Source organism: Methylophilus sp. 'Pure River', from assembly GCF_046765995.1.
Lineage (GTDB): Bacteria > Pseudomonadota > Gammaproteobacteria > Burkholderiales > Methylophilaceae > Methylophilus.
The window spans coordinates 45,241-65,105 of record NZ_JBKOUE010000012.1; the positions used below are offsets into that span (position 1 = coordinate 45,241).

Sequence of the window (19,865 nt, forward strand, 5' to 3'; positions counted from 1 at the left end):
GTTAATTTGACTGTTTGCGTTCCCACTGCCAGGCATGTGAGACGATGGTATCCAATGCGGTATAGGTCGGTTGCCAAGCCAAAATGCTTCTTGCACGCTTGGCATCTGCTACCAGTCGAGCCGGATCGCCCTCGCGTCGCGGACCGTTAATCACAGTCACCTGCTTTCCTGACACTTTCTGAACAGCATCAATCACCTCCTGCACCGAGAATCCTGAGCCGTTGCCCAAGTTAAAGCGGTCACTGCTACCGCCTTTGGTTAAATACTCCAGCGCGGCCAGGTGGGCAGAACACAAATCGACAATGTGGATGTAGTCGCGAATGCAGGTGCCATCTGGCGTATCATAATCGCGGCCAAATACCTGAATATTGTCACGGCGTCCGGAGGCGGCTTGCAAGATTAATGGAATCAGGTGTGTTTCCGGATCATGGCGCTCACCCAGCTGCCCTTCAGGATCAGCGCCTGCTGCATTAAAATAACGCAAGCAGACTGAGCGTAAATCGAACGCTTTGTCATAGTCAGCCAGCACTTGTTCAATCATCCACTTTGAGCGCCCATAAGGATTTAATGGGCGATTAGGATGAGCTTCATCAATCGGCACGTAATCAGGTTCACCAAACACTGCGGCAGTCGAGGAAAAAATAAACTTCTTCACCTCAAACTCGAGCATGACATCCAGCAGGTTCAAAGTGTTAGTGACATTATTGCGGTAATAAATGTCCGGCTTGCGCACAGATTCGCCTACCTGGATATAAGAGGCAAAGTGCATCACTGCTTCAGGCTGATACTGTTCAAATACCTGATGCAAGCCCTGCGTATCTGCCAGGTCGCCTTCAACAAACGTACCGCCCAGTACCGCATCCCGATGGCCACTGGATAAATTATCCAGCGTGATGACCTCATGGCCTGCACCCAGCAACATTTTTACCATATGGGAGCCAATATAACCTGCCCCGCCAACCACTAACACACGCATAGTTCTATCCAGAAATGATTAATCGCTGCCAAACAGGTCACGGGTATATACTTTGCCTACAACATCAGCCAATTCCTTGGCTTGCCTGTTAGCAATAATGACATCCGACATCTGCTTGAACTGGTCAAGATCTTTAATGACTTTAGAGTGGAAAAACTCGGACTCTTCCAGCACCGGTTCATACACCACCACCTCGATGCCTTTGCCTTTAATCCGTTTCATAATGCCCTGAATGGAGGATGCCCTGAAGTTGTCAGAACCAGCCTTCATAATCAAACGATAAATACCAACCACTTTCGGTTTTTTCTTGATAATGCTATCGGCGACAAAGTCTTTGCGAGTGGTATTGGCCTCCACAATAGCGTTGATCAGGTTTTGCGGCACTTGTGAATAGTTGGCCAGCAACTGTTTGGTGTCTTTAGGCAAGCAGTAACCGCCATAACCAAAGGATGGGTTGTTGTAGTGATTGCCAATGCGTGGATCCATACACACGCCTTCAATAATCTGGCGGGTATTCAGGCCGTGTGTCTCAGCATAAGTGTCCAGCTCATTAAAATAAGCGACACGCATGGCCAGGAAGGTATTGGCAAACAGCTTGATCGCTTCAGCCTCTGAGCTATTGGTTAATAAAATAGCTGCATCTGGCTTCAGGCAATTGTCTTTGAGCAAATTGGCAAATTTTTGCGCACGGTCTGACACCTCACCCACTACAATCCGCGATGGATACAAGTTATCGTAAAGCGCTTTGCCTTCGCGTAAAAACTCAGGCGAAAAAATCAGGTTGTTGCAATTGAGTTCAGCGCGGATTTTTTCCGTATAGCCCACGGGAATGGTGGATTTAATGACCATCACCGCATCTGGGTTGATTGCCATCACATCTTTAATCACCGCTTCTACGGACTTCGTGTTGAAGTAATTAGTCTCAGCATCGTAGTCTGTTGGGGTCGCAATCACCACAAACTCAGCATTTTTATAAGCCTCGTTTTTATCGGTAGTCGCTTTAAAGTTTAGCTGCTTATTTGCTAAAAAATCTTCAATCTCACGGTCAACAATCGGTGACTTTTTCTGATTCAGCAGTGCAACCTTCTCCGGCACAATGTCTAGCGCAACCACTTCATTTTTTTGAGCCAATAAAACGGCCAACGACAACCCTACATAACCAGTACCCGCAATTGCAATTTTCACAGTGGCTCCTTCAATATTTCTAAACTAAATTCTTTTTGTGACACCGTTATTTTTTCATCCACTCACGGATAAACAGCCGGGGGAAAATAATGGCATCTACTGCATATCTTTTGACCAGGCGTTTGGGCTCGGAGCACATTCTGTGCAGCCATTCGAGGCCAGTCTTGCGCATCCACATTGGCGCTCTTGGTTTATTGCCAGCCAGAAAGTCAATGGTGGCACCTACGCAGAGTGCTACTTTAACGGGGAGCTTGTGTGCATGTTTTTCTACCCAAATCTCTTGCTTGGGTGCGCCCAGGCCAATCACCAGTAAGTCTGCTTTAGCCTCTGCAACAGATTGGCAGATACGATCACAATAGGCTGGATCTTTTTCAAAGCCGAAATCCGGGCTCAAAATCCCGACCACTTCGACCATCGGCCAAGTTGCTTTTATGTTAGCGGCAGCCACCTCACCAACGCCGGGCATGGCACCGAGCAGGTAAATTCTCAAGGGTAGTTGCTGCTGTTGAAAGCGTTCAAAAATATTCGGGACAAGGTCACTGCCAGGAACCGTTTCAGGCAGTGCTTTTCCCAGAATTCTGGAGGCCAGCACTACTGGGCGGCCGTCTGCAACTACCATGGCAGCATGGTCATAAGCCTGTTTAAACGCGGGATTTTTTTCAAGCAGCACAACGTGGTCGACGTTAGGGGTTACGACATATTTACAGTCGTTGTCTCCAAACTGCAGCCACTCCTGTAACACATCAATAGCGCCATTCATCGAGAACTTGTGAATGGTGATTCCAAACATTTCTATGGTATTTGACATAAACAGCCTGAGACTCGACACGGTTAATTATGTTGGTGAACAATTACGTAGGATTACGTAAAAATTTATGATTATTTTTTCAGTCGCACGTGAATAAAAAAAGAACCTGTGTGATATGGTATAACCCATACGGATTATGCGATATAAGACATTTAACCTATTCCGACGATAACGCCACTGCTTACACCTCATCTACAGTTTCAATAATAACGCTTATTTGTGAATTTTTTTAAGTGATTTAACAAAAATATGATTAGCAATTTAAATAACCTGCCCTCCGGTTCAACGATTGAAGCTGATGTCTGTATTGTCGGGGCAGGCGCAGCAGGCGTATCCCTTGCACTCTCCTTGTCTGGACGGGGTTTGAAAATCCTGCTATTGGAATCAGGCTTTGAATTTGCTGATGACAAAACGCAGGACCTGTATGCCGGAGAAGTGGCAGACGAAAAATTGCACAGCCCGCCTGACAAATACAGGCAACGTAGATTTGGCGGCTCAACAACGATTTGGGGTGGTCGCTGCATGCCGTTTGATCCGATTGACTTTGAGCAACGTGAATATGTGCCCCACAGCGGCTGGCCTATCAGTTACCAGGATCTCGCGCCTTATTACGTGATGGCAAACAAATTGCTGGAAGCTGGTCGCTATGAATACGATGCTGACCAAGTCTTTGACCCGGAGCAACAGGCGGCAATCAAAGGATTTAAAAGCGACATCCTTAAAACGAATAATCTGGAGCGATTCTCTTGCCCGACCAATGTCGGTGATCGCTACCAGCACAGGCTCGCATTAGCAAAAGATGTAGAAGTGCTGTTGGGCGCCAACTGTACAGCAATCCGTCTTACAGCCACGGGTGAGCGTGTGCAACAACTGGACATTCATAGCCTTGCAGGCACCAAGGCCACCGTTGTGGCAAAAAGAGTGATTCTGGCCACTGGCGGGATTGAAACAACCCGCTTACTGCTCACCTCCAATGATGTTTGCCCCAATGGGATTGGTAACCAGCATGATCTGGTCGGTCGTTACTATCAGTGCCATATTGCCGGTAATCTAGGCAAGTTAACCGTGCTAGGGGCAACCAGCAATGTGCGCCATGGTTATGAAGTCTCGCCAGAGGGGATTTATTGCCGCCGCCGTTTTGCCCTCACGGCAGAGACACAGCGAAAAATCGGCGCTGGCAACATGGTCGCCAGGCTGCACTTCCCTAAAATTGTCGATCCATCACACAAAATTGGCGTGTTATCTGGCTTGTTCCTGGCCAAAAACTTTATCAGTTATGAATATGGCAAGCGCCTCAAAGATGGTCAATCCAGCCTGGGTATATACCTAAAGCATTTTGCCAATATCATTCTTGATCCTATTGATACTGTTAAGTTTTTGGTTCACTGGGTTACCAAAAGAACCTTGGCCAAGCGTAAATTTCCTTCGGTTATTTTAAATAACAAAAGCAACCAGTTCACGTTTGAAATTCATGGTGAACAATATCCCAATCCAGAGAGTCGAATTACATTAATTGATGAAACGGATGTGTTTGGCATGCGTAAGGTGAAAGTCGACTGGAAATACTTGCCAGAAGACATAGAGTCTATCCGCCGCTCGCTCAAGCTGTTTGTACAAGAGATCAATCAAAGCGGTTTAGCCACATTTGAATTCAGCGACGAGCAACTTGAAGAAGATTTAACCCGCTTTGGCGCCTACGGTGGTCACCATATTGGCACGACCAGAATGGGCAATACCCCGGAAACCTCTGTTGTGGATGCAAATTGCAAAATCCACAATGTAGATAATCTATATATCGCCAGTGCATCTGTGTTTCCAACCAGCAGTCAGGCTAACCCTACCCTGACCATTGTCGCCATGAGCTTACGCCTGGCAGACCACATTGCAGACACGTTGCACGCTGGCAAAGCATCGTATTCAATCATCTAGTTAGGAAGTACCTATGAAAGTCTTAATCCTTGGCGCCACCGGCCATGTAGGTAGCCGTCTGCACACGCATTTGCAAAATGCAAACATGACATCTATTGCTGCCTCCAGGGGCAGGATGCGTAACAATATGGATAACCACGTCATTCTTGATAGCATGAATCTGTCCGCGTTGACCAAGCAGTTGCAAAGTGTGGATGCCGTTGTTAATTGCGTCGCCGGGGATAAAAACTCGATAGGTACTGGTGCGCAAATATTGACCCAAGCCGCGCTGGCCGCAGGCAAGCCGACGATCGTGCATTTAAGTACCATGTCAGTATATGGTGCCAGTGAAGGCGTGATTACCGAAGACTCCCCTTTTGACCCATCTTATAACTGGTATGCCGCTGCAAAATGCGAGGCAGAAGCACACATGCAGGCCTATGCAAAAGCAGGCGGAAAAGTAGTGACTTTCAGACCAGGTTGCATCCATGGCCCCGGTAGCGTGCAATGGGTAGAGCGCATCGCTAACTTATTAAAAACATTCAGGCTAGGCGACTTGGGTAGTGCTGGAGATGGCTGGAGTAATCTTGTACACGTTGATGACGTGGTTAAAGCCATACACTTGGGCCTCGAACTATCTTTAAATGCTGGCGAGGTGCAGTCGTTTAACCTGGCAGCACCAGATAGTCCGCGATGGAACCAGTATTTTACTGACCTGGCGCAGGCGATTAATGCGACACCTATCAAACGCATCCACCCGCTACAACTCAAGCTGGATTCAAAAGCCTTTAGCCCTGTGGTAAAAATCTCTCAAAAGCTCCTCAGCAAAGCAAAACAGGGCCATTTGGCCAGCCAGTTGCCAGAGCCACTCCCCCCTTCTTTAGTTCGTCTATTCAAACAACACATCTTTCTGGATGCGCAAAAAATCTCTGCCAACTTTTCATTCATGACTTATGAGCAAAGTTTATTAAGTTCTGTTGAATGGTTGAAAAATGAGCAACGCTAATCATATGACGCGCTACGCCTACCTCGATGGTTGGCGTGGACTTTCAATTCTGGCTGTGCTTATCGGCCACTTTCTTAACATCCACGGCTTCAATGCTGGCAGGTTTGGGGTGGAGATGTTTTTTGTGCTCAGCGGACGGTTGATGGCCGAGATTTTGTTTATAAAACATACGCCTTTGCCCAGCTTTTTTAAAAGACGAATCTCACGCGTATGGCCTGCGCTGTTCGTATTCATTATTGCTATGTGGATTATTTTTGGCAGAACAGAAAATGGCTTGCATGTTGGCTATCAAAGTGTGTTGGCAACACTGATGTTCACCTATAACTACTACAGCATTTATGTAACACACACGCCAGTGCTGGATCACATTTGGTCACTGTGTATTGAAGAGCATACTTACATACTGCTGGCGTTGGTTGCTTTACTCTCCAGAAAATACCGCTTTGATCCGACGAAGCCACTCATTGCACTTTGCTTGGTTTTTCTGGTGAATGGCGCGCTGCTTACTTTCGGCCAACATCTGGACTATTACAATGTGTATTGGCGATCAGATACCAGAAGTGCCTCAATATTAATTGGAGTAATCAGCTTTTTGCTATTTAACCAGTCAGATAAAAAGGTGCATCCTCTCACCTCTATCGCCCTGTTGGCGCTAGCAGTCGCATTCAACCTTAACCCTATTCCCGATCCGATCAAATATAGCCTGGGAACCATTTGTGTCGCTATTGCCATTTGTACGATCAAAGAGTTACCCGATTACGTGATGAGGTTGTTATGCCACCCTTTGTTAACCAGAATCGGGCTGATTTCATTTTCGCTCTACCTATGGCAACAACCCTGTTACAAAATGATTCATCAAGGACATTCCAGAGTCTTCTTGTTAGCAGCAGCCTTCATCATCGCTGCCTTTAGCTACCACTTTATAGAAGTGCCCGCTAGAAAGTTTCTAAATGAGTTGGGGACTAAAAAAAGTAAAGCTTAGATGATTGCCTGGCTAGCTACTCATCAATACGCACCAGGGCGCCCGATACGGTAGAGGGTTCTCCCACCCCACTAATTGCGATGGTGGTCGTATCGTAGTTATCCAACGGCCAGGTAAAAGTGACACTTTGCCCATCAATCAGTGCCTTTGAATCATAACTGACGTAGTCATTCTTTTCCGGATCACGAATCACAAACCTGAGCTTGCCGCCACCGGTAGTAGCTGCTGTCAGCTGATATTTATAGCCCTTCTTGGGCTTTGCCCAAGAGACATGTGTCACAGAACGGCCAGAAGGATTGGATTGCACAATCTCTTCATCAGTAGTATCAAACACAACAGCTTGCTGAATAGAGTCAAACTTACCAAGCTGACTGCAATTATTATTACAAATATCACTATCCGCCTGATAGCTGTAGCCCCTTGCCCAGGGGCCTCTAAATGAAAGTACGTTCAAGTTTTTGTTAGCTTGGAAGCTGTTGCCATTGCCATCGAGCCATCCTTGCACAGAAGTGACCATACGCAACGCTTTTTGGATTAATGTCAGCTCATACCAGCCGCTCCCTGTAACACGGGTTGCCGCGCCTATCTCTGAGTAAACCACATAGGCCGTACCATAGTTTCGATCAATGACATACGCACCATAGGTTTTCAGGGTATTGGCTATTTTTTTGACTAATGGCGTTTGAATCTTGGAAACATCAAAATTAGAGGGTAGCATCAATAACGCCCCCTCTGGAATTTGTCCCGTATAGTTAGAGACATCTACATCTGTAGATGTTGCCGGAAATACGTACGACTTTGACAGTGCATTATCAGTTAACGAAACTGCTAATGCATGCCTGAACATAGTATCGCCATCATCCACCTCATGAACTCTAATCATGCCAGCGCAAGCCGCTACCCCCGTTGCGCGTCCACCTTGGTAATAATGTGCAGGATCGCCCCAGCCTGTTCCATTTAATGGTGACCAGGCATAAAGTAGAGATGTCCATTCACCATTCACATTCTTCAACTTGTAAAAAGAATGAATGACTCGCGTCTCCATATCAAATATATCGGCGTGACCATCAGAACCTATTGCAGGCATTACATTCGTTGGCCAATGGGGAATAGTCAGTTCTGGAACCATCTTCTCAGCATCCCGGTCGTGAATCCCACCATAGCCTGGACCAACCTTAATTGTCATTGCTGCGTCGGTGGCATCGGCATAAAAGCATGAAGCAGAAAAAGCTGGCGTATTTGCTGTTGGATTGTATAGAGAATCAGGGATGATGTAGTTTGAGAATGTAGGTGACACCGGAACACTATTCCACAATGAATCTGCGGTGAAAGGCCGAGCGTAACTACTAAACTCAATTGCAACTGCGTTAAAGCTTGATACCACGATCATGAATAGCAGTGCTTTTTTGCTTATTCCTTTTACATTTATCATTTAGGCTCCTTAGTCATCAATTTGTCTAACCAAACAAAAGTTAAATTTACAAATTAAACTATACCCCGAAAATGTAAATTAAATTTAAGTTAAGGAGTGGGGCTAGGCTTTTCTCAAGCGCAGTTGATATTTAATGTGATAAAAACGTTGAGATAGATATAAAGCGACGCATCATCCAGCGCTTGCTTGCCGAATGCGCAAGGATTTTATGATTTTGAAGGGGTAGTCACAGCTGGCGGTAATGCTCCGGCAACGCAATTGGAGCATACAACCGCCGATTCTATGATTTAATACACTTAGTTTTTAGGAGCTTCTATACGTAGTTTGAACTACTTAACGCGTAATAATGTGCCACTGACACTAGAACTGGGGCCAATGCCGCTGGTCGCATACAAGCTGAAGTAAAGCTCGCCAGCAGGCCACAAAAAGGTCGCAGATTGTCCATTGGCTAAATCGTAAGTATCAACCCTTGTTTTCCATTGTTTATCGTAAATAATCAGTCTCAATTGACCGCCACCCGTTGTAATCGCGGTAAGTTTAAATTTCTCGCCGGCAATAGGTTTGGCCCATGAAATTTGACTGATAGACCGACCGGATGGATTGGACTGCGAGATGCGCGATGTGGTCGGACCGAAAACGACAGCCTGCTTCCATGTATTGAATTTACCGACTAAAGGGTCCGCTTTATCCCATACTGTTCCACGCTTGACGCCCCAGGGTCCACGCATGGACAGAATATTTAAATTCTTTTCTGGAATGAACGCTCTGCCAGAAGCGTCAACCCAAGACTTGACTGAAGTCACCATACGCAAAGACTGGCGAATTAAATGTAATTCATTAGCCGCTTTTAAGTTATAGCCATTTTTATGCAGGTTGAGCCCAGAACCCGTTTCTGCATAAATCACGAAAGGGGTCCCAAAGTTACCATCAACGACATAAGCACCATACACCCTCAATGTATTCGCAATCTTGATTAACTCTGGCGTTTTTAGTTGAGAGACATTAAAACTCGGCGGCAACATGACTAATGCGCCTTCTGGAATTTTGCCGGTATTGGTTGCGCTGTAGTGATCAGCCGACGTGGCTGGATAAACATATCCGGGAGCTGCACCGCTCGTATCCAGCGACATTGCTAGCGCATGAGGGTAAATCGGATCACTGCTTGTGAACTCATTTTTCCTGATAATTCCTGCACAAGCACCAATGCCAACGGCTCTTGCCCCATGATAATAATGCGCAGGATCGCCCCAACCAGAACCATTCATAGGCGCCCAGGCATACAAATTGGCTGTCCACTCGCCATTGATGTTTTTAAGCCTCCAGAACGAATGAATGACTCCATTAGCAACATCGTAAATATCGGCATGACCGTCGCTACCAGTTGCAGCCACTAGGTCTGCTGGCCAATGTGGTATCTCTACCTGAGGCAGAGAAGTTTCTGCATCCGCGTCATATACCCCCTTTGACCCCGGTATAGGCTTCACAAGCATAGGGCCGCTTTTATCATCTGCAAAGAAACAACCAGAAGAATATATCCCTGACTCAATTAAGGGGTTGAATTTGGCAAGAGGTATCACAAAATCTGAAAAACTTGGCGAGATTGGTCGACTATTCCATAACGAATTCGTCGCAAAAGGTTTGGTGTAATATTGTCCCGTTTGTACTTGGTTGTTAGCCGTATCTGTACGTATTTGAGCGCTCGGAACATTAGGGTCTATCGCACCGATAGCATTGATGGCACTAAATAGCAGCGCTGAGGCTAGGCAATTCTGGGTAATAAAAGGCACTTGAGTGAATGCTTTCATCATTTACTCCTAAAGGGTAAGGTTATGATTTAAATGATCAGCAAGTCGCATGAATCAAACTCGTTGCTTTGCCTAAGTTAGATCAGAATACCAGTCAATCGGGACCATAAAACCTGTCAGAACTTGTCACAACATTCACGCAATGCTTTTAGAAAGTGACAAAGTTGGGGAGTTTGATAATCGCCTTGATTTAAATAGTTTGATAATCTAGCTTCAGATCAATTCAACAAAGTACTTAGCAAAAAATATACCACTCAACTATCCAACGTTAAGAAGCTTTTTTACCAGGCATTGAATTAGGCAAGAGCACAACCAATCATAGCCACATAGGCATGATGACATCCATTAGCTCGGGTAATCAATGGGCGTGAACACCCCGCTCTCTATGAGCTTTTTGACTTAAAAGAAAACAAGTTTTGTTGATACCACTTTATTTCGACACCCTTTAGAGGCTAAAGAGTTTAAATTTAATATTTAATTTTTTGGCTTAATTTAATCACGGGTCTTTCAATAATTAAATACATTAAATATGAAAGTAATAAACAAGAAACTATTGTAAAGGCTAGAACTATGAAGTCCGTAAGAACTCCAATATCAAAAAACTTCCTCACTAATCTGGCGCTTATTCCTGTAACACTGTTATGAATTAAGTACAGGCTATATGAAATTAAACCTAAAATTTGCAACCATTTAAAACTGAGCCAAGTACCCATTTTATTTTTCTTAAGTGCAAAGTATAAAGCGATTGAAGTAATCGCAGAAGTCAGTGCAAATATATCCTGCTTATAAGCACTGATTACGAGTATGGATAAACAAAATAAAACGGCATAAATCTCGAAGCTGTTCTTTTTCGAAATGAGCCATCCTACCAATGCTCCAGCACTAAATGCATACCAATAATTTATAAACAATAGATGCTCTTGAGAGTAAAGGTAAATCAAATTATGGTTTTCATCAGAGGACCAAAATAGCCAAATTAGGCCCATCAAAGTTGAGCTGATGAGTATTGAAAATTGGTGACGAGAGTTATCTTCGAACTTAGAAGCTAAAAACATAATAAATCCAAAGACTAAATAAAACTGTATCTCGTAGCATAACGTCCAATAAACAACATTGATTTGTTTGTAGTTGAGAAATCCTTGAAGATATAAAAAGTGTGCTGCAATATTTGACGGAGATGGGAAGACGCCCGCATGGTCAACATAATGAATTTTCACAGCAAGTAATATTAGCGTTATGGCTATCGAAAAATAGTATGGTGGGGATATTCTAACCAGACGCCTAAGAAAAAAATTCTTAAATTGTGGCATTCCTATATGTTTGTTATTGGTTGTAACTGCCATAACAAAACCACTTAATACAAAGAAAATAGGAACTCCCAAATTACCATATTCGAAGACAATTGTAGAAATGGTCTTCCCTAGAAATTGAGAGAGCTGATTAACATGATCCCCATGAAATAAGTGATAGAAAACTACCCATAACGCAGCTAAACCACGTAAACCATCGGCAAAGGCGTATCTATTTTCGTTTTTGTTAATACTCATAGAACTCACAAGTGAAATTAATAATCAGAACCAGTGTATTAGTTAGTCTTTTCTAGATTTGACCCACTCAACCTGGCGATTCTTGAAGAAATTCAGGTACAGCTTGATTTTACTCAGGGCATACACTGGTGCATAAGCAAATAAGGACATGATAGGTAAGATATTTCTACCATGTTTGAACCAGGCAATTAAAACAAAGCCAGTCAATATTGCAAACACCCCTACTCCTAGTGACCATGGCTGTGCATCACCAGTGAGTATCCATGCTGCCGCCGATACAAATGCAAACAGGGCGGACAATAAAAAGAGCAATGCCAGTGGCGGCACAATCAGGTCTAAAGCCATTGCAACAATAGAAAAGTTGAAAGACTTGATACCTTTAACCAGCAGTGGGATGCCTTCTTTGACAATCATGCTGATGTGGCCATGTTCCCAACGCTTTCTTTGAGACTCTGTTCCTGCATCGTGTTCCGGAAACAAGCTGGTGACATATGCTTCAGGGCAAAAGCCAGGAGCGCGATAAGCGATCGTTAAATCAATTCCCAGCTTCATATCTTCGACGATACTGCCATGCACCAGGTTAGCATTTTCAATTTGTTGCCAAGGGAATGCCATGCCAGAGCCCATCAGTTGCATTGGTAAGCCAAGACGATGAAAACCCAATGGCCTGGTCCAACTTTTTACAACATAGGCAAATTCCGCAATTTTGGACTTGATGTCGCCACTGGCTTTTGACTGAATCAAATAAAGCGCCTGAATGGCCCTTTGCCTGGTAACAACAGCATTGGCTAAAGCATCTATGGTGCCAGTATCTATCTGGCAGTCGGCATCAAATACCATGACAATTTCTGGTGGCGATTGCTTAAGGAACTGCAAGCCGAAATCTAGTGCATAGCCTTTTCCTCTTTTTTCCTGGTCAAATCTCTCAACTGCCTCTACGCCGGCTTGTCTAGCAACCTCCGCTGTATTGTCACTACAGTTATCGGCCACTACAACGATTCTGGTATTGGTGGTGGCCTGCTGCTTGACTGATTGCAAGGTATGCTCGATACCCGCCGACTCATTATGTGCTGGAATCAGAATCGCAATACGCTCCTGACTGGGCACGATCACTGATTTGCGATAACCAGGCAGGATGGCTATGAGAATTTGGAAGGCAAAGGTCAGAACAGGAATCGCCAGTAGCAACAATACAAGATAAAAAAGTGCGATAAGTGCGTCATAAATCATAGCGAAGGCCTATTAAAGTAAATTTCAATTATTTGTCTGCGGCGCGGAGCAGTATGCCACGCGCTGATGAAGCGTCGCCTACCCCACTCGTGACAGTGACCAGCGGGTAAAAACTATCAACAGGCCACTCAAAAGTCACCAACTCATTATTTTGAAGATCGCGGCTGTCGTAAACTTGCTTCTTGGTCTCTTTGTCAATGATCTTGAACCGTAAGCTGGCACCGCCAGTCGTCACCGCTTTTAAAGTGTACCGTTGCCCTTTTTGTGGCTTTGCCCAGTCAATCGCTGGCATGGAGCGGTCTGAATAGTTGGACTGAATCACTGGGGAGTCTGTATTTTGAAACACAACAGCTTGCTGTGTCGGTACGAATTTACCCAAGGGTTTACCGTTGGAGGCCACCCAAGGGCCTCTCATGGAAAGAAGGTTCAAGTTCTTATTGGGGGTAAATGGCTGCCCATTGCCATCAAGCCAACCGCCTGCCGCTTTGACCATGCGCAGACTTTCTCTAACAAGGTGCAGTTCCTGCCCAAGCTTATAATTCCAGCCACCCTTACCAATTTTTAATCCAGAACCAATTTCAACATAAATTACAAAAGGCGTACCATAATTCATATCGACCACATAAGCACCATAAACTTTTAAAGTATTTGCCACCTTCCTCAAGGTAGCATCTTTAATTACAGATGTATCAAAGTCTTGGGGTAACATCAGTAGCGCTCCTTCAGGAATTCGACCTGTATTCTTTTTGGGGGCACTGGAGTCCGCTGCAGTAGCTGGAAATATATAGGCTGGTGAAGGTGAAAGCGCGTTGTTGGTGAGCGAGATTGCTAATGCATGGCGATACATATCGTCACCATCGTTTAATTCATGTTTACGGATAATACCTGCACATGATGGCACACCAGACGCCCGGGACCCTTGATGATAGTGCGCAGGATCTCCCCAGCCAGAGCCATTTATCGGCATCCAGCCAACATGGGTTGTTCGCCACGCACCATCCACTTTTTTCAATTGCCAGAATGAATAAATAATACCGCTTGTGGTATCAAAAATATCAGCATGCCCATCATCCCCTTCAGCGGGCTCTAACTCTTCCGGCCAGTGGGGGATTATTATTTCGTCGCTAAAACTTTCTGCATCTGCATCATAAACGCCCTTCTTACCCACGGCCGGTTTAAGCCTCATAGGAGAGTCTTTAGCTGTTGCAAAGTAACAACGTGTAGAGTATTTTCCTTCCTGAATAGCAGGGAAATAGTTTGATGTTGGAATCACAAAGCTATCAAATACTGGATCTATCGGCTTGCTGTACCAAAGCGAATTGGAAGTAAAGGGCTTTTCAAAACTACCAAACTCAGCAGCAATAACAAAACTCACTTGAATAAAAAGAATAACTATCAGAGTGACAGAACCAAAGATTGAATTAGATTCTCTTTTGCCCATAATTTTACCTTTCAGGCAGTCAGATCAATCCTGCGATGAAATATGCTTTGCAAGCCGCAAAGCCAACGCAATAATCGTTAATGTCGGGTTGGCATGGCTATTGGTGGTAAACACTGATGCGCTGGCTATATACAGGTTTTTTACGCCATGCACTTTACAATTCACATCCACCACACTGTCATTCGGAGCGGTTCCCATACGGGTTGTTCCCATATGATGGCCGCCAACGGGTAAAGCGTTCTCCATTGCCTTTTGTAACTCTTCAGGCTTATATTCAAGCCTGCATGCTTTTGTCTTCTCAAATTGCTTTTGTAATAAATTAAAAGATTTAATACCAGAGGCGATATCCTGAGCGGTCATTCTCCAATATACGCTCACCCTTGGCATTCCAAACCGATCACATTCGTTTAGCAGCTCAATTCGGTTATTAGCATCTGAGACCTGCTCACTATTAAATTCAATTGGGTAAGTGCCATTACGATTGGCTACCAGCGTGTAAGGGATGCGGCGCTTAGCCAGTTTAATTTTAAACAGCCAGTTAAATGCAAAACCAACCACGGAGCCTATATCCATGACAACATTCATCACATGCTTGAATGATTGACCACGTACAGCAGTTTGGTTCACTCCATGATTTAGTATCGCCTGATATTCAGGCTTTAAAATCGACTTGGCGAGGTAAATCGTCGACATCACCCCACTACCATGTACCGGATCAGCATAGGCCGGAAAATGCAACCTGAATGCAGAGTTAAGTAAGCCGTGCTCTGCCTGGTAATCTGCAGAAAACTGCAGTTTACGCCGCGCATAAATGCCTTCAGAGGTTTTCTGAAAATCGAACACCGGCCGCTCACCATTAAACCGCAATGCCCCAAAAATTAAGTCATAGTGGCAGGCATAGTATTTGCCTAACGAATTATCCAGATTACTCCAGGCAGGTATTTTCTGCCGACTAACCAACATTAGCCGTGTGGTTTCAATGCCCCCACCCGCCAACACTACTTGCTTGACCTTAACGTCAATAGACTGTTTGCCGTCATGCAATGTAACTGAGCTAACAACATCGCCTGCATTTGTAGCATTTAGGCCGATACAGCGTGTACGTAGCAATACATAGACATTGTTTGATTCAGTTAACTCTTGGCGAAACTTTCGTCCAAAATCTGTTGGCAGGCTGTAGCGTTCAATATACTCGTTAAGGTCAGGCGCCAATAGTGGCGCCTCGCTGAAAATAGGCTTAGCATCCGGGCCAAATGACGAAATTGTAAAATCGTCATTGCCCGCATCACAATACTCCAGCGCCTGCGGATAATAGTCAGCAATTTCTGCTGCACCTGCAGGCCAGCCACTTTCTGGAACGTGTGCCCTTTTCTCAAAATCATGCTTATCCAGAGGTACGCAGCGCCCACCCCATAAATGTGTGGTACCCCCAAATCGTTGATACCGGAACTCAGTGGTTTGAGGGTGAGGTGTAGTTGCCTGCCCTACATATGCGTCGACAATATCAGGCGTTTCATTCCAGTCGCCGCCCTCTATAAGCAAGACACGTTTCCCCTGCCGACAAAGGCTAATAGCTAGACTGATACCAGCAGCACCTGCACCAATAATGCAAATAGAGAAGGTTTCAAGAGCCGATTTATCACTACTATTGAGATACCCAATCATGTCAGCTCTTTTGATATGTTGTGATCAATTGCTCAAGTTTGTTTACTTCAAGCTCTAAGTTAAATTGTGACTCAACCACTTTTCTTGCTGCCCGCTTTACGCTTTCGCGCAACTCAGGATTACTTAAATAACTAAAGATGGCATTTTTTAATGCAACTTCATCTGATGGCGCAACAACCAAGCCAGAAACGCCATGTTCTATGAGTTCTGTTACTCCGCCAACATTCGTACCAATGACAGGAACACCACAAGCCATCGCCTCCATTAATGACACAGGTACTCCTTCAGCAAAGCTTGGCAGAATAAATACGTCACTTGCCTGTAATGTCGACCTTACAGTTTCCTGGCTAGCAAAGCCGCCGAAATGAACCATCTGCTCTAAACCCTGCGCTTTCACTTCGGCTTCCAAAGCTGCTCGCTCAGGACCATCCCCCAATAATGTTAAATGAAATTCATGACCTTCATTTTTAAGAGCAATTAAACTACGCAGCAAGACAGGAACGCCTTTTTCTGCTGCCAACCTGCCGACATAGAGTAACTTTACCGGATTGTCAGCCTGTTTCTCTGACTGTTGAGAGATGGTGTAACTGTTAATGTCTATCCCGCAATGAACAATCTGTAACTTATGCCAATCTTCAGTATCTGAAAAAAGCATCATTTGGCTTTTACAATAGTTACTAATGCAAACAATAAACTTTGCATATTTAACTTTCTCGCGTAGTGCTAGCAATGTTGGCTCAAAAAAGATATGCGGCCCATGAAATGTGATGCTATAACCTACACCACTCAGTTGACTCGCAAGCATTGTTACCATACCACTGCTGTCACCAAAATGATTATGGAGGTGCTCTACTTTATTTTCTTCGAGGTAACTTGCAAGCAACAAGGCCTCTTGAAAATAGAACAATTGATAAAGCGTACCTTTTACACCTGGTCGACGTGTTTTAAACGCTAACTTGAGTGTTTTTAAATACGTCGATGCAGAACTAACCATATACCTCAAATTGAGTTTCAGTAGTTTTACCGGATTTGCAGGTAGAAAATAAGTCGTCTGTTTACGCTCATTTAATATTAAAGGGCTAACATTATTAGCGCCCTCTGGTTGCCTCAGGGCGGAGGTTAGCACGTCGATACCTGCGCTACGTAGGCCAATCACCTCACGCTGAATAAAGGTGTCTGTTGCGCGCGGGTATGCGCTTGTAAAATATGCAATACAAGTTTTCATTGTTAATCTAACAGAAAAATAAAATTCGTTACGCTATTTTGAGACACTTGAGAAGTTGTTATGAGAGTCTTTGAATTGACCTAAATAACTGAAAGTAATACCTATTACAAACCACATGTACCACTCACTTATTAAGTAATCCAATAAATTATCAGTTAGCGACTGTAATAAGTATTGAATAAAAATGACTGTTACAGTGAAGACAAGCAGTTTATTTCTCTCATAAAGACTCAATAATGTTTTAAGGTAGGAGTACAGCAGATAGCATAATGATGCTAAACCCAAAAGACCCAATTCAAAAAATGTTTGTACATAAATACTATGCGCTTCAATATCAAAGCGAATTTTTTCGAAGGCATTTGCCATTACAAACTCAGGTGAGAAATGTACAAAACTAGAAATACCGTATCCCAGAAAATAGCGAGTCTCACTCATCCAGCCGATGCTGTCTCCCCAAACTTTTAAACGCCATGCAAAAGAATTTAGCCTTTCATACCCAGTCGAACCAAAATCATTCCCTTTAGTTAAATCCAAAATCCTGTCCTGTATTTCTGGTATGAATAATGCAAAAAGTGGTGCTGCTATTACCAGAATCAGCATTTTTCGTTCATGGAAGATTGCGTATAGGAAAAATAACAAATAAGTTACAACCCACGCCGACCTTGTTTTTGTCATCAGCAAAAGTCCGATTAAGACAAGTATGTAAAGAGGGAGAAACTTGCGTAAAGTTGAAGATATAAACTCGGCTTTAGATTTATACAAATAAAAAGTAACAGAAATTATGACAACCAAGTACGGCGCAAAAGGATTGGGGTGAGGAAACGTACTCTGAAGACGCATACCCTCCCATCGATAATTTAGCAGCCCGCTACCACCAAAAGCAAAGCAGTAAAAGCTATATAAAACCGGAATCAATGAAGATGCAGCAACAGCCTTCATCCATTTACCAAAGTCCTCAGGTGTTTTAATTACGAAGAGGCCTAAGAAAAATACCGAAGCATAAGAAACATACACTAAAAATGCTTTTAGACTTGGGATCAAAGTTGGGGCATAGAAAATTGATACGAACGAGAGTGTTAAAAAAATCAGCCAGGCCTTTTTAATAGCATCTAGTTTAAAGTCCAGTTTTACTGGTTTTTCTAATAAAGTTAACGCAGCAATGATGATTACAAGAGCGTTTAAGACTGCCCCCAAACCAAAGTTTCCGATTTTAATAGCATTAAAAGCTGCATCAAGGGATGATCGAGATAGTATTACCATCAAGAAAAATGCATACCGATCAAAAATAAACAACAACCCAATCAGCAATGCCAGCGGAGGCGCTAATAAAAACACATAGTTTGTATTGACTAACTGTACGAAAGCTAAAGAGGCCAACCCAAAAAACAGGGCAGCAAAAAAAGCCAAAAAGATCAGAAGCGCTTTTGGTTTATTGACGTTTAATTTAGCCACTTTTTTGCCTATTTATTGATGATTACTAAGCTGACGATACAAATGAATATAGCTTTTAGCAATGTTTGAAATTGAGAACTTTTCACTCAAGGTTTTCACTGCTGCCTGTATATTTTCCTGTTTTGCCTCTTTGATGAGACTTAATGCCTGCTGCGCAAACTCGGCAGGGTCATGTGAATAATTAATCACACCGATTCTGTTATCTGAAACGATATCTTCTGTGACACCCTGGATATTCATTGCAATGGTTGGTAAACCACAAGCCATTGCTTCGATCATCACAGTTCCGAAACCTTCTTGCCGTGAACAGAACAAGAAATAGTCAGATGCTTTTGTAAACTCATGCACATTGTATTGTCGGCCAACAAAATGAATATTCTGCAATTGATGTTTAGCAATAAAAGCCTGCAAACTCAAATAATAGCTGTTTGACTCGACATTATCAGGTCCGACCACAACAAGGGTAGCTTCCGGCATATGCTTTTGAATATCTACAAAAGCTTGCAATAGCAAATCATACCCTTTGCGATGCTCAACTTTACCCACGGACAGGAAAACGGGCGCATTTAAAGGGATAGCCAGTTGTGTACGCAATGCAGCTTTCTGCGCAGCGTCTGGAATGAAAAAATTTTCCTCATCAAAACCGTTGAATATTTTTTTTACCACCTGATTATCAAAACCTGCCTGGTAGGATCTCTGCTTCAACTCCTCTGAGATGGCAATCATGTGATTTGCAGACCTGAGTCCCCACATAAACAAAGGAGACAATAATTTTCTGCGCTTAAATGCCAGAGGGTCATCCACGCCTACCAGAGTCAGCTTAAGGATAACCTTTTTACCCATCAACCGGATAATCGGGAATGTAAGTAATTCCAGACCGCGGATAGCATGAAAGTGCACAATTTTGAGATCTGGCCTGAACAGCAGGAACTTGATGAGTTTGATCGAAAAAATCAACTCGCGCAATTTTGAATGCAGATTCTCCGAATAAGTCTTTAAGCGTGTAACCACGACGCCATCATATTGATCATTATAAATGGTTGGTTTTGTCGCATTGTCAGACAAGAATTCTACCTGGCATCCCTGCTTGATTAACTCTTTGGCGAGCCGTAGCGATTGCACGGAAGCACCACCAAACGTGGGCGGAAAAAACATTGAAACCATCAAAATTTTGTTCATGAAGCTTAATATCTTTCGGTCATC

General features: G+C 43.8%; 15 protein-coding genes. 3 read left to right on the forward strand and 12 right to left on the reverse strand.

Translation table 11 applies throughout. From position 1 onward, the window contains the following. Position 1 precedes the first annotated feature (1 nt). The 3 genes from galE to ACIDE9_RS13565 are packed head-to-tail and all read right to left on the reverse strand — an operon-like array spanning position 2 to position 2,969. Entirely contained in the window at positions 2-976 is a 975-nt protein-coding gene (gene galE, locus ACIDE9_RS13555; RefSeq protein WP_194741999.1) for a UDP-glucose 4-epimerase GalE, read from the reverse strand. Between the two features lie 18 nt (positions 977-994). Then, complete coding sequence (locus tag ACIDE9_RS13560) at positions 995-2,161, reverse strand: nucleotide sugar dehydrogenase (RefSeq protein WP_411995222.1); 1,167 nt, start codon at positions 2,159-2,161, stop codon at positions 995-997. Positions 2,162-2,207: 46 nt separating this feature from the next. Then, on the reverse strand, positions 2,208-2,969 hold the full coding sequence (locus tag ACIDE9_RS13565; RefSeq protein WP_411995223.1) for a WecB/TagA/CpsF family glycosyltransferase: 762 nt from the start codon (positions 2,967-2,969) through the stop codon (positions 2,208-2,210). A gap of 249 nt (positions 2,970-3,218) precedes the next feature. Between ACIDE9_RS13565 and ACIDE9_RS13570 the strand changes: the two genes are divergently transcribed. Genes ACIDE9_RS13570 through ACIDE9_RS13580 form a run of 3 tightly spaced genes read left to right on the forward strand, consistent with a single transcriptional unit; the run spans position 3,219 to position 6,865 of the window. Further along, entirely contained in the window at positions 3,219-4,898 is a 1,680-nt protein-coding gene (locus ACIDE9_RS13570) for an FAD-dependent oxidoreductase (protein WP_411995224.1), read from the forward strand. A 13-nt stretch (positions 4,899-4,911) separates the two neighbouring features. Continuing rightward, positions 4,912-5,883, forward strand: coding sequence for an NAD-dependent epimerase/dehydratase family protein (locus ACIDE9_RS13575; RefSeq protein ID WP_411995225.1), 972 nt, complete (start codon positions 4,912-4,914; stop codon positions 5,881-5,883). Beyond that, entirely contained in the window at positions 5,870-6,865 is a 996-nt protein-coding gene (locus ACIDE9_RS13580; RefSeq protein ID WP_411995226.1) for an acyltransferase family protein, read from the forward strand. Before ACIDE9_RS13575 ends, ACIDE9_RS13580 begins: the two co-directional genes overlap by 14 nt. Before the next feature lie 16 nt (positions 6,866-6,881). On the opposite strand, the gene ACIDE9_RS13585 is transcribed toward ACIDE9_RS13580, so the two are convergent. The 9 genes from ACIDE9_RS13585 to ACIDE9_RS13625 form a co-directional block, all read right to left on the reverse strand. Then, a complete protein-coding gene (locus ACIDE9_RS13585) occupies positions 6,882-8,297 on the reverse strand; it encodes a hypothetical protein (RefSeq protein ID WP_411995227.1) in 1,416 nt (471 codons plus the stop codon). A gap of 329 nt (positions 8,298-8,626) precedes the next feature. Then, a complete protein-coding gene (locus ACIDE9_RS13590; RefSeq protein ID WP_411995228.1) occupies positions 8,627-10,105 on the reverse strand; it encodes an Atrophin-1 multi-domain protein in 1,479 nt (492 codons plus the stop codon). Positions 10,106-10,569: 464 nt separating this feature from the next. Further along, a complete protein-coding gene (locus ACIDE9_RS13595; RefSeq protein WP_411995229.1) occupies positions 10,570-11,649 on the reverse strand; it encodes an acyltransferase family protein in 1,080 nt (359 codons plus the stop codon). A 42-nt stretch (positions 11,650-11,691) separates the two neighbouring features. Next, on the reverse strand, positions 11,692-12,879 hold the full coding sequence (locus ACIDE9_RS13600) for a glycosyltransferase family 2 protein (RefSeq protein ID WP_411995230.1): 1,188 nt from the start codon (positions 12,877-12,879) through the stop codon (positions 11,692-11,694). Between the two features lie 28 nt (positions 12,880-12,907). After that, the gene (locus tag ACIDE9_RS13605; protein WP_411995231.1) at positions 12,908-14,320 is read right to left on the reverse strand and encodes an Atrophin-1 multi-domain protein; all 1,413 of its coding nucleotides are present in this window, start codon (positions 14,318-14,320) and stop codon (positions 12,908-12,910) included. Between the two features lie 24 nt (positions 14,321-14,344). Next, positions 14,345-15,985, reverse strand: coding sequence for a GMC oxidoreductase (locus tag ACIDE9_RS13610; protein WP_411995232.1), 1,641 nt, complete (start codon positions 15,983-15,985; stop codon positions 14,345-14,347). Between the two features lies 1 nt (position 15,986). Further along, on the reverse strand, positions 15,987-17,210 hold the full coding sequence (locus tag ACIDE9_RS13615; RefSeq protein WP_411995233.1) for a glycosyltransferase family 4 protein: 1,224 nt from the start codon (positions 17,208-17,210) through the stop codon (positions 15,987-15,989). Between the two features lie 33 nt (positions 17,211-17,243). Next, entirely contained in the window at positions 17,244-18,662 is a 1,419-nt protein-coding gene (locus tag ACIDE9_RS13620) for an O-antigen ligase family protein (protein WP_411995234.1), read from the reverse strand. 12 nt (positions 18,663-18,674) lie between these two features. Further along, the gene (locus tag ACIDE9_RS13625; protein ID WP_411995235.1) at positions 18,675-19,841 is read right to left on the reverse strand and encodes a glycosyltransferase family 4 protein; all 1,167 of its coding nucleotides are present in this window, start codon (positions 19,839-19,841) and stop codon (positions 18,675-18,677) included. Between the last annotated feature and the right edge of the window lie 24 nt (positions 19,842-19,865).